The 10697-nt window shown below is 37.3% G+C and carries 9 protein-coding genes and 3 pseudogenes; 5 read left to right on the top strand and 7 right to left on the bottom strand.

Annotated features, from left to right (window positions below; genetic code table 11):
- The 4 genes and pseudogenes from HMPREF2887_RS02300 to ftsW all read right to left on the bottom strand — a co-directional run.
- Window positions 1–353: pseudogene (locus HMPREF2887_RS02300) on the bottom strand (ArsR family transcriptional regulator); the annotation flags it as partial.
- Window positions 340–810, bottom strand: coding sequence for an RNA polymerase sigma factor (locus tag HMPREF2887_RS02295; protein ID WP_003023930.1), 471 nt, complete (start codon window positions 808–810; stop codon window positions 340–342). The pseudogene HMPREF2887_RS02300 and the gene HMPREF2887_RS02295, both read right to left, overlap by 14 nt.
- Before the next feature lie 125 nt (window positions 811–935).
- The gene (gene ppc, locus HMPREF2887_RS02290) at window positions 936–3635 is read right to left on the bottom strand and encodes a phosphoenolpyruvate carboxylase (RefSeq protein ID WP_021001872.1); all 2700 of its coding nucleotides are present in this window, start codon (window positions 3633–3635) and stop codon (window positions 936–938) included.
- 38 nt (window positions 3636–3673) lie between these two features.
- Window positions 3674–4906, bottom strand: a complete 1233-nt coding sequence (gene ftsW, locus HMPREF2887_RS02285) for a cell division peptidoglycan polymerase FtsW (protein ID WP_003023926.1) — start codon at window positions 4904–4906, stop codon at window positions 3674–3676.
- 280 nt (window positions 4907–5186) lie between these two features.
- On the opposite strand from ftsW, the gene HMPREF2887_RS02280 reads away from it, so the two are divergent.
- The 5 genes from HMPREF2887_RS02280 to lysS all read left to right on the top strand — a co-directional run bounded on the left by HMPREF2887_RS02280 (window position 5187) and on the right by lysS (window position 9698).
- A complete protein-coding gene (locus tag HMPREF2887_RS02280) occupies window positions 5187–6023 on the top strand; it encodes a glycoside hydrolase family 25 protein (protein WP_021001873.1) in 837 nt (278 codons plus the stop codon).
- Window positions 6024–6149: 126 nt separating this feature from the next.
- Window positions 6150–6992 (top strand): DUF368 domain-containing protein, encoded by an 843-nt coding sequence (locus HMPREF2887_RS02275; protein ID WP_003041101.1) that lies wholly within the window; start codon window positions 6150–6152, stop codon window positions 6990–6992.
- Window positions 6992–7474, top strand: coding sequence for an aminoacyl-tRNA deacylase (locus HMPREF2887_RS02270; RefSeq protein ID WP_003023920.1), 483 nt, complete (start codon window positions 6992–6994; stop codon window positions 7472–7474). The genes HMPREF2887_RS02275 and HMPREF2887_RS02270 overlap by 1 nt, the downstream gene beginning before the upstream one ends.
- A 12-nt stretch (window positions 7475–7486) precedes the next feature.
- Entirely contained in the window at window positions 7487–8128 is a 642-nt protein-coding gene (locus tag HMPREF2887_RS02265; protein WP_021001874.1) for a histidine phosphatase family protein, read from the top strand.
- Between the two features lie 82 nt (window positions 8129–8210).
- Window positions 8211–9698: a lysine--tRNA ligase gene (lysS, locus tag HMPREF2887_RS02260; protein ID WP_021001875.1), complete on the top strand. Its 1488-nt coding sequence runs from the start codon at window positions 8211–8213 to the stop codon at window positions 9696–9698.
- A gap of 124 nt (window positions 9699–9822) precedes the next feature.
- Here lysS and HMPREF2887_RS10405 read toward each other — a convergent pair.
- The 3 genes and pseudogenes from HMPREF2887_RS10405 to HMPREF2887_RS10400 all read right to left on the bottom strand — a co-directional run.
- A pseudogene (locus HMPREF2887_RS10405) lies at window positions 9823–9962 on the bottom strand (competence protein TfoX); the annotation flags it as partial.
- A gap of 96 nt (window positions 9963–10058) precedes the next feature.
- Window positions 10059–10487 (bottom strand): VOC family protein, encoded by a 429-nt coding sequence (locus HMPREF2887_RS02250; RefSeq protein WP_003032481.1) that lies wholly within the window; start codon window positions 10485–10487, stop codon window positions 10059–10061.
- Between the two features lie 56 nt (window positions 10488–10543).
- Window positions 10544–10697 (bottom strand): annotated as a pseudogene (locus HMPREF2887_RS10400) (competence protein TfoX); the annotation flags it as partial.

Genomic DNA, 10697 nt, shown 5'->3' with positions numbered 1-10697 from the left:
TGAAAAAGAGTTCCTCGATTGATATTAAAAATTCCAAAATCTGTCTTGTATTCACCATAGTCTAGCGGAATCCCATAAATATCTTTAGCTTGTCTACCTTTAATACCACCGTGGAACATATCCCCACCATTAGCAGACCAGGTATACGTTTCAATATTAGGAAAGGCGACGCTTTCAACTAGCTGTACCTCATTGACCACCTTCCAAGCTTGATCACTAATGAGTTTTCCTGTAATCATACGAGCAACAATATATATTCCAAAAAATACTACCACTACTGTTGTTGACCAGAGAATGATTCGCTTTCTATTTCTCTTTTTGTTTTTCTTTGCAACGATTTCAAAAGTTTCCATGATGATATCCTTTCTTTTCCAAAACCTGTCGAAGTTTATTTCGACTGCGCATGAGCTGAACCTTGACCTTGCTTTTAGAATAATGAAGCACTTCTGCTATTTCGCCTGTTGAGAATCCTTGAAAGTAATAAAGATCCAACATGATTTTATCCTGTGTTGGTAACTTTTCTACCTCCTCCATGAGAAAGTCATAATCTGCTCCTTCAACAATCAATTGATTTTCCTTTGTAAAAAAATCTCGTCGCAGGATTTCCATATAATGCTTATCGCGCCGGTATTTGTCAATATAGCGGCGAATGGACACACGATACATCCAAGCTCGCATTTTTTGAGCAGGGATGACAAAATCAGACTCTAGCATTTTGATAAAAACATCCTGAACAACATCTTCTGCTTGCTCTTTTGGAACGCCTGAGCCTTGCAGATAATAGACGATTTCTTTTGCAAAGGTAATCAAGACTTTTTCATAATCATCTAGTTTGATATCCTCATCCCCCTTCCTTCACTAGTATAACGAATTGGAAGCGTTTTGGGTTACAAAGATATAAAAAAATCGGAAATAATCCGATTTTTCATTCTTCATCAGCCTGAGTTTCTCAGTCCTGTCGCAATTCCGTTGATTGTGATGTGAATCAATCGTTCTTCATCCGAGGATAATTCTCCACGGCGTTGACGCTTGATGAGTTCTAGCTGAATATAATTCAAAATGTTAAAGTAACGCATGCGGTAGTCCAAACTGTCTCGCAAGTATGGATTTTCCTCTAACAGGTCATCATAATCTTCAATAGCAAGAATAACATTCTTGGTTAATTGCCACTCATCCAAAATTGTATAATAAATTTCTTGTACTTCTTTATCTTCACACAATTGAGCATATTCAAAGGCGATATTCATATTCGACTTTGATAACACCATGTCTACATTGGACAAAAGCGATTGGAAGAAAGGCCAATTTTTATACATCTTTCTCAAGAAAGCAAGATTTTCTTCTGGATTTTCATCAATAAATTCTTTAAAGCTGGATCCAACACCATACCAACCAGGGAACATCACCCGACTTTGCGACCATGAAAATACCCACGGAATGGCACGCAAGCCACCGATTTCAGTAATTGTTTTACGCGCAGCCGGTCGCGAACCAATATTAAAGCTGGAAATAGCTTTGATCGGACTTGATTCAAAGAAATAATCATAAAAATGCTCATTGCCAAAAACCAAATCACGATAAATTTGGTAGCTTCGTTCCACTACCTGATCCATAATGCGCTCGTAGCGGTTAGATGTGCTGGTATCGCTCTTTTTCTTGGTAATCATACGATTAATCGTTGCCGACACCAGCATTTCTAAATTGTAATAAGCAGCGTCTTTATTTCCGTATTTATTGCCAATGACTTCTCCTTGCTCTGTCAGGCGAATTCGGTCATTGATACTGCGGAGAGGCTGAGAGGTAATAGCTTCATAAGTAGGGCCGCCACCACGACCAACCGTTCCACCACGACCGTGGAAAAAGGTGATTTTTACACCAAATTCATCTCCAATAGCTGTCAGTTGCTGTTGCGCTTTATAGAGAGTCCAGCAGGATGATAAGTAACCACCGTCTTTATTGCTGTCTGAATAGCCCAGCATGATTTCTTGATAGTTGTTATTAGAGGCAATCCATTTCTGAGCGATTGGAAGAGATAAGTATTTCTTCATCGTGCCATAGGAATTATCCAAGTCTTCAATGGTTTCAAAGAGCGGCACAATCTGTACACGCGCAAATTCTTTATCAATGAGACCAACTTCCTTGTGCATAACAGCCAATTCTAAAAGGTCAGACACGCTCGTTGCATGAGAAATAATTGTTTGCTTAATAACCGCATCTCCTAGTTTGTCTTTCAACTCACGCGCCGTTTGAAAAATCTCTAATTCTTTTTGCAAAAGGGCAGATTTTTTAGCATGTGTAGCAGAGAGAATCCGCGGATCATAGAGAAGTTCATTTAGCAGAACGTGACATTTTTCGTCTTCAGAAAGGTCGCTATAATGCTCCACAATTCCTGCGCTCGCTAATAACTCTGCAACGCAGGCTTCATGAACACTGGAATCTTGACGCATATCAATGGAAGCAAGGTAAAAACCGAATACTTCTACTGCTTGAAGCAACTCAGTAAACTCACCAGAAATCATTGCTTCGCCTTTATTTTCAAGAAGAGACTGCTTGATAGCTAGTAAATCATGTTTAAATTCTTCAATTTTGTGGTAATGTGGCTCGGTTTTTATCTGATCAATAAAGTAAGTCTTTGTATTTTTTAGTTTTGTTTGAATATAGTAGAAGGCTCGACGATACAATTCTTTTTCGCGGTAAATAGAATTATCTTCTGACAGATAAGCCATTTCCTGCACCGCTTCACTTACTTTTACGATACCTGTTGACAAAGAAAATTCACGGTACAAATTAGCAACTTTCGTATCGTAATAGTTCATAATCACTTCACATTGTGTCAAAGCGGATTTTTTCAATGTTTCAGCTGTAACATAAGGATTTCCATCTCGGTCACCACCAATCCACATTCCCATCGTAATAGGGGTAGGATTTTTCAGGTCAATCCCGTGCTGTTTGGCTAAGCGCTTGTATTCTTCTGTTAAATTAGTCACCGCCTGCAAGAAAGAGCTATTGTAGTATTCCATCACATTGGTGATTTCATTGGTCACTTTTAATTTCTTCTCACGAATCATATCTGTCCGCATGATAATTTCGATATATCGACGAAGATTATTGTGCCATTTTTGCTCATTGAGCAAGCCCATTCGCACATCGCGGTATTTACGCAACAAGACATGAATATGATTGGTCAAATCCAACATAGTCGTTCGTTGCACTTGAGTTGGGTGAGCTGTTAAAACAGGAACCACATTCAAATGCTCCAAAATTTCAGCAGCGTTTTCCTTTTCAGAAACCAAATCAATCGTTGTGGATAATTTCCCAAGATAATCTTGCCCCACATTATTTTGATAGTTAATCTCAAAAGCTAAATCAACGTCTTCTGAAATATTGATCAAAAGAGGCAAGATAGAAAAATAACGTGAAATATAGGACATTTCCTTGTTCGACAGATTCTGAACAATTTCATTTAATCCTTCGTAATTTCCAACTGCTGCCAATTCTTTTAAAGCGATGATTTTTTCAAAGGTTTCAGGACTTAACATATTTTTTGTAACTTCTTCTAATAAGTCCGTCAAAATCGTAACTTCTTCTTGGATAACTTCTTTATTGTTGTAATTTTCTAATTTTTGAAGTGACATAATCTACACCTTTCAATAAGCTTTTGCTCAATCTAACGTTAGCGAATAATTCTTAAACCGTGATTGGTTTCTTCGATTTCTCTATACAAACTTTCTCGTTTTTCATTGGCATCAATGTTTAAAACAAAAGCAATCGCTACGGATAATACTAACAAACTATTTCCACCTTGTGATAAGAATGGGAAGGTGACACCCGTCGAAGGAATCAAACCGGAAATTCCTCCAATATTGACAAACGTTTGTGTCAGTAACATTCCACCAACACCAAGAGCCATCATAGAATTAAATGGATCTTTCGCTCGAATTCCCACAAGGATAATCCGCAAAATAAGGAAAAACAAGAGGGCTAAAATCAAGCTGGCACCGATAAATCCAAATTCTTCAATAACAATGGAAAAGACAAAGTCTGTCTGTGCTTCTGGTAAATAACCACGTTTTTCGATAGAATTTCCTAATCCTAAGCCAAACCAACCGCCATTGCTCATGGCATAATAGGAATTAGCTAGCTGGTGACCTGCGCCTGATAAATCTTTAAAAGGATTAAAAAAGGCACTAAATCGTTTTGCTACATAGCCAAACACAGGAACCTTAGCAACTTTTTCCACACCAATGAGCCAAATACTGGTTAAAACAACTGTGGAAAGAGTGACCAATATCCCAAGAAGAGTTGAAAACCAGCGATAACCGATCCCACTAACCGTTACCATGATTAAGGTCGTCAGCAAAAGAATGGTCGCATTCCCCAAGTCAGGCAGCGCTGCTACGATTCCAATTAACACAACGACTAGGATTCGCCAGTCGTTCAGTGCGCGTGGAATCAGTTGATTTCGTGTTAAAGCCTGATAGTCATACGTTGCGATTTCATCTTGCTGATGAGAAAACCGCTGTGCTAAAAACCAAATCAGAATAATTTTTAAATACTCAGCCGGCTGGAGACTAATCGGACCAAATCGTAACCAACCATGTGCACCATTGATTCGGGCACCAAGGAAGCGAGATAAAATTAAAAGCAAGATTTCCACAAAAATAACAATGACAATCAGTCGATTGTCTTTTAAGAAATCTAACTTTATTTTGTAAATTAAAGCAATGGCAAGTAAGCTGATTACCCAGAAAATTCCTTGATTTAAAACAGATCTGAGCGAATTTGCTCCTACCTGTACTAAAGTGGCACTTGACGTTGAATAAACAACTATCAATCCCAAAATAGATAAAATCAAATAAGGAATCAAAATGGAATAATTCAGCAGGTGGCGTTTATCAATTTTCATAGTTCACCTAATATTATTAAATTTTCACCGAACATTATACCACTTTTCAGGGTAAAAAAAAAGTATTTGACGAACGGTATTTTTTAAATCCTTGCAGTATCTAGGCTAAACTTTAACTAAAAAAAGAACAATAAGCTGAGTTTATGAATAGGATTTATAAGCATTCTTCACCATTATGTCCAATAAACCGCTTTCTTTAATATTTCAATTTGATGACAAATACTTATTTTCTACTAGTTTATTTTGCTTTTTATCTGACTTTACGTTAAAATGAAATTATATGAGAAAGAGGATTAAACCGCTTGTTGTCTTTGTTTTCTTTGTTAGCTTCATTGCGATTATTTTAGGAGCGAAGCATTATTCAGAAAACAAGGAAACTAAACAGCAAAAGGACGCTATTACACAAACATCAGCTGCTTCTCAGTCAACTGATACTTCAGATTCCGATGAAGCAGACAAAGCCTATAAACCAATCATTGACTTGTCCGGCTGGCAATTGCCAAGTGATATTAACTATGACGTACTAGCAAAAAATGTTTCTGGCGCCATTATACGCGTGCATAGCGGAGCACAAGCAAAAAAAGAAAATGCAGCTACACACTTAAACGGAATTGATAAATCCTATCAACGCCACATAGAAGAATTTCAAAAACGAAATATTCCTGTCGCTGTCTATGCTTATGTGGCTGGTAGCAACAAGAAAGAAATGCAAAAAGCTGCCGAAAGTTTTTATAAAGCCGCTTCAAAATACAAACCTACCTACTACTGGCTAGATGTTGAAGAAAAAACTATGGATGACATGAATGCTGGTGTCGAAGCTTTTCGCGCTAAGTTAGCATCATTGGGTGCTAAGAACATCGGGATTTATGTCGGAACCTATTTCCTTGAAGAACACAGTATCTCAACTAAGAAATTCACAGCTATTTGGATTCCAACTTACGGCTATAATGACGGTTATTACAACACTGCCCCTAAGACAGACTTAAAATACGATTTACATCAATACACATCACAAGGCTCAATTGGTGGTTTTGCACATGATGTCGATCTTAATCAGCTATCTCCTTTAAAAAATCAGACAAAAACATTTAAAAAATTATTTGGTAATGGAAAATAATAACTCTGTAATAGTTTGAATCGAAAACTTTGCAGAGTTTTTCTTTTCTTCTCGTCCAGTTATCACTACTTTCTTGTTTCTAAATATGTTATAATGACTAACAAAGAAAAGTTTAGGGAGTAATGAATGATTTCTTGGTTAATCAGAATTTTTAAGGGAATTGTCATCGCGCTAGGATTTATTCTCCCTGGGGTATCTGGTGGAGTTTTAGCCACTATTTTGGGGATTTACGAGCGGATGATTTATTTTTTAGCGCATATAAAAGAGAATTTTCGTGAAAATGTACTTTATTTTTTACCTGTTGGTATTGGAATGGTTTTAGGGATTGCACTATTTTCCCTGCCAGTTGAATATCTCTTAGAGCATTATAAAATCATTGTTTTATGGGGATTTGCAGGAGCGATTATCGGTACGATTCCAAGCTTGCTAAAGGAATCTATCAGAGAATCTGATCGCGACCGAACTGATGTTATTTGGTTCGTAGCCACTTTTTTCATTTCTGGGATTTGCCTTTATTTCCTCAATAGTTTCGTTGGAACGTTACCTGCAAATTTCTTGACTTTTATTTTAGCTGGTGCCCTTATCGCACTGGGAATTCTCGTTCCAGGTTTAAGTCCTTCAAATTTGCTCTTGATTTTGGGACTGTATTCCCCGATGCTAATCGGTTTTAAATCTTTAGATATTTTGGGAACCTTTTTACCAATCGGAATTGGCGGTCTCCTCGCACTTGTGATTTTTTCAAAATCCATGAATTATGCTTTGGAAAATTATCATTCTCAAGTGTACCATTTTATCATTGGGATTGTCTTATCTAGTACTGTTCTCATCTTGGTACCAAACCCTGGAAATAGCGAAAGTATTCATTATGCTAATACTTCTATCATCACCTTCGTTACTGCTGCGTTCTTCTTTGGATTAGGAACTTGGCTGGGCGCTTGGATGAGCCAATTGGAGGAAAAGTATAAATAATGGCTAAAAAAACAAAAATTAAGAAAACTCTTGTAGAACAAATTTTGACAAAAGCAAAAATCCCTCACAAAGGCCTTCAAATCAATGCTTTAGAAGGACAATTGCCCAAAGGAATAGAGCGCTCACAGATTTACAAAACATTGGCTCTAACAGGCGATAAAACAGGGACAATTATTGGGATTTTGCCCATAACAGAACATCTAGCTGAAAAAAAGCTGGCCAAAATATCTGGTAACAAAAAAGTAAGCATGATTCCGCAAAAAGATTTAGAAAAGACGACTGGCTACATTCACGGAGCAAATAATCCTGTCGGCATTCGTCAAAAACACCACTTTCCTATTTACATTGACAATTCAGCTTTAACAGATGAGACTATTATTGTATCGGCTGGAGAATTAGGACACAGTATTGAAATTAACGCAGAGGATTTAGCTCATTTTGTCGAGGCGACCTTTGCAGATTTAAAAGAGGATTCAAAATAGAAAGGAAACTGTATGAAACTCTACTTCGTTCGACACGGGAAAACTCAATGGAATTTAGAAGGACGCTTTCAAGGAGCCAATGGTGATTCACCGCTGCTTGAGACTTCTATTGAAGAATTGCACTTGCTTGGAAAAAACATGGCTCACATTAAATTTGACAAGATTTTTTCAAGTGATTTACCACGCGCAATGGCAACTGCACAGATTATCAATAGTGAAAATCATTTTTCACAAGTCATTGAGTCACATGCCGAGTTGCGTGAATGGCAACTAGGCTCCCTAGAAGGACAAAAGGTTTCTACGATTACGGCTATCTATCCTCACCAAATGGAAGCTTTCCGTCACAATCTAGCGAAATTTAACAACTCTATTTTTGGTGCGGAATCAGTCTACAATACTACACGACGTACAATAGACTTTATTAAATCACAAAAAGGACAATCTTATGAAAATCTTCTTTTTGTTGGTCATGGAGCGAATTTAACCGCTTCTTTACGTTTGTTATTAGGTTATGACTTTGCTCAACTTCGCCAGCAGGGCGGTCTTACAAATGGAAGTGTCACCATTCTTGAAACACAAGATTTTGAGCATTTTACACTTCTTGATTGGAACAATGTTGACCACTTAGAAGCAATTAAAACTGTGAGCGTATAAAATCACGGTTTTTCTTTATTTATAGATGAATTTCTGCCTTATTTATGATAGAATGAGGAAGGTAAACTTTAGGAGGAAGAATATGACTACTGAACATATTGAAGAATTAAATGACCAGCAACTGATTCGTCGTGAAAAAATGGCTGCTTTAGCAGAACAAGGTATTGATCCATTTGGTAAACGTTTTGAACGTACTGCAGATTCTGCCCAATTAAAAGAAAAATATAGTGATAAAACAAAAGAAGAACTACATGAATTAGCGGAAACTGCTACCATTGCGGGACGACTTATGACCAAGCGCGGGAAAGGAAAAGTCGGTTTTGCTCATATCCAAGACCGTGAAGGTCAAATTCAAATCTATGTTAGAAAAGATACTGTTGGTGAAGAAAATTATCAAATTTTCAAAAAGGCAGATATTGGGGACTTCCTTGGTATTGAAGGTGAGGTTATGCGCACAGATATGGGAGAGCTGTCAATCAAAGCAACTCACATCACACACCTCTCTAAAGCACTTCGTCCATTACCAGAAAAATTCCATGGACTAACAGACGTTGAAACGATTTATCGTAAGCGTTATTTGGATTTAATTTCCAATCGGGAAAGCTTTGAACGCTTCGTAACTCGCAGTCGTATCGTTTCAGAAATTCGCCGTTATCTTGATAACCAAGGCTTCCTTGAAGTTGAAACACCCGTTTTACATAATGAAGCTGGTGGTGCTGCTGCTCGTCCATTTATTACTCATCACAATGCACAAAATATTGATATGGTACTTCGTATCGCAACTGAATTGCACTTAAAACGTCTGATTGTTGGTGGTATGGAACGTGTTTATGAAATGGGACGCATTTTCCGTAACGAAGGAATGGATGCCACTCACAATCCTGAATTTACTACAATTGAAGCTTATCAGGCTTATGCGGATTTTGAGGATATCATGGACTTGACAGAAGGGATTATCCAAAGTGCAGCTAAAGCCGTTACAGATGCTGAAAGCGTCCCTTATCAAGGTACTGAAATCTTTATCGGTCGCAAATTTGCACGCAAGCATATGCTAGAAGCCATTAAAGAGCAGACGGGCATTGATTTCTGGAAAGAAATGACTCTCGAAGAAGCCACTGCACTAGCTAAGGAACATCATGTAACGGTTGAAAAGCATTTTACAGTCGGTCATATTATCAATGCTTTCTTTGAAGATTTTGTTGAGGATACCTTGATTCAACCTACATTTATTTATGGGCATCCAGTTGAAGTCTCGCCTCTTGCTAAGAAAAATACAGATGACCCACGCTTTACCGACCGCTTTGAACTCTTTATCGTTGGGCGCGAATTTGCCAATGCCTTTACCGAGTTGAACGATCCAATTGACCAATTATCGCGTTTTGAAGCGCAAGCCAAAGCTAAGGAACTCGGAGATGATGAAGCGACTGGTATCGACTACGACTATGTAGAAGCTCTTGAATACGGTATGCCACCAACTGGCGGCCTCGGAATTGGAATTGACCGCTTAATTATGCTGTTGACAGATGTCACTTCTATTCGTGACGTATTGCTCTTCCCTACGATGAAATAAACAATTTCTTATCAAATGAATACTGAGATAACAAAAATGACCTTGCTCCCTCGTTCAAGAGGGACAAGGTCATTTTTTAACTCTATCATAATTGAATTTTTTCGTTCAAAATTCTACTATAATCAAGAATTATTTCTTTTGCTCCATCATACGGCAAGTCATACACTACATTTGGCATATCTGCACAGGTTTAACAAGTAATCTACCATCATGTATTCCGCCAATAATTTTTCCATTATAATAGATAATAAATTCTCCCATCATAGCTCTATAACTAATATTATCTAATTCAGATACTTGTTCTAAAATAAAGTCTAAGTATTCTTTGCTTGATACCTTTTTTTATATCTCCTTTAATTACTAAAATTTCAATAGTCCATTTTTGTCAAACTTAAAATTTGGTCCCCATGCAACTTCCCAGTAATATCCATCTAAATCAGAAAAATAGGCGTGATATCCACCCCAAAAGGTGTCTTGTGGTTCTTTTACAATTCTTCCACCAGCATTTCGTACTAATTCAATTACACTATCAACATCTTCTTTTTGTTCAACATTGTACGCTAATGTAATTCCAGAAAATCCATTTCTCTTTGGTGGGTTATGTTCATCAATATCTTTTGCCAATTGTTCTAAAGGAAATAGTTCAAATTTTGTTCCTGGAGTATTGAAAAAACATACTGGCGGATTATTTTCTTTACAGTCAGTCTTATATCCTAAACCATCTCTGTAAAACTTTATTGACTTTTCCATATCGCTAACACCTAAACAAATACAAGTAATCTTATTCATTACTACCTCCATAATTTCTAATTAACTCTCATCTAATAAATTAAGATTTGTCTTTCTCATCTGGCTTTCGCAGGTTTCTTTTCCGGAAGTTCAGCATACATACCATCCAGAAGTTCCAGAATTAGAGCCTTATCATCAAAACTATCAAATACATGCATCAAGGTTTTTGAATCTTCATACGGATAACGCAGTTCGGAATCTGCAAGCAGT

It is taken from the genome of Streptococcus sp. HMSC071H03 (assembly GCF_001813035.1).
Taxonomy (GTDB): Bacteria; Bacillota; Bacilli; order Lactobacillales; family Streptococcaceae; genus Streptococcus; species Streptococcus anginosus.
This window is presented reverse-complemented; position numbering and strand designations above follow the sequence as displayed.

What these genes read in the sequence shown, in the direction of transcription:
- ppc (WP_021001872.1), bottom strand. Translation starts at nt 3,635, where the DNA reads ATGTCACTTCAAAAATTAGAAAATTACAACAATAAAGAAGTTATCCAA.
- ftsW (WP_003023926.1), bottom strand. Translation starts at nt 4,906, where the DNA reads ATGAAAATTGATAAACGCCACCTGCTGAATTATTCCATTTTGATTCCT.
- HMPREF2887_RS02280 (WP_021001873.1), top strand. Translation starts at nt 5,187, where the DNA reads ATGAGAAAGAGGATTAAACCGCTTGTTGTCTTTGTTTTCTTTGTTAGC.
- HMPREF2887_RS02275 (WP_003041101.1), top strand. Translation starts at nt 6,150, where the DNA reads ATGATTTCTTGGTTAATCAGAATTTTTAAGGGAATTGTCATCGCGCTA.
- HMPREF2887_RS02270 (WP_003023920.1), top strand. Translation starts at nt 6,992, where the DNA reads ATGGCTAAAAAAACAAAAATTAAGAAAACTCTTGTAGAACAAATTTTG.
- HMPREF2887_RS02265 (WP_021001874.1), top strand. Translation starts at nt 7,487, where the DNA reads ATGAAACTCTACTTCGTTCGACACGGGAAAACTCAATGGAATTTAGAA.
- lysS (WP_021001875.1), top strand. Translation starts at nt 8,211, where the DNA reads ATGACTACTGAACATATTGAAGAATTAAATGACCAGCAACTGATTCGT.
- HMPREF2887_RS02250 (WP_003032481.1), bottom strand. Translation starts at nt 10,487, where the DNA reads ATGAATAAGATTACTTGTATTTGTTTAGGTGTTAGCGATATGGAAAAG.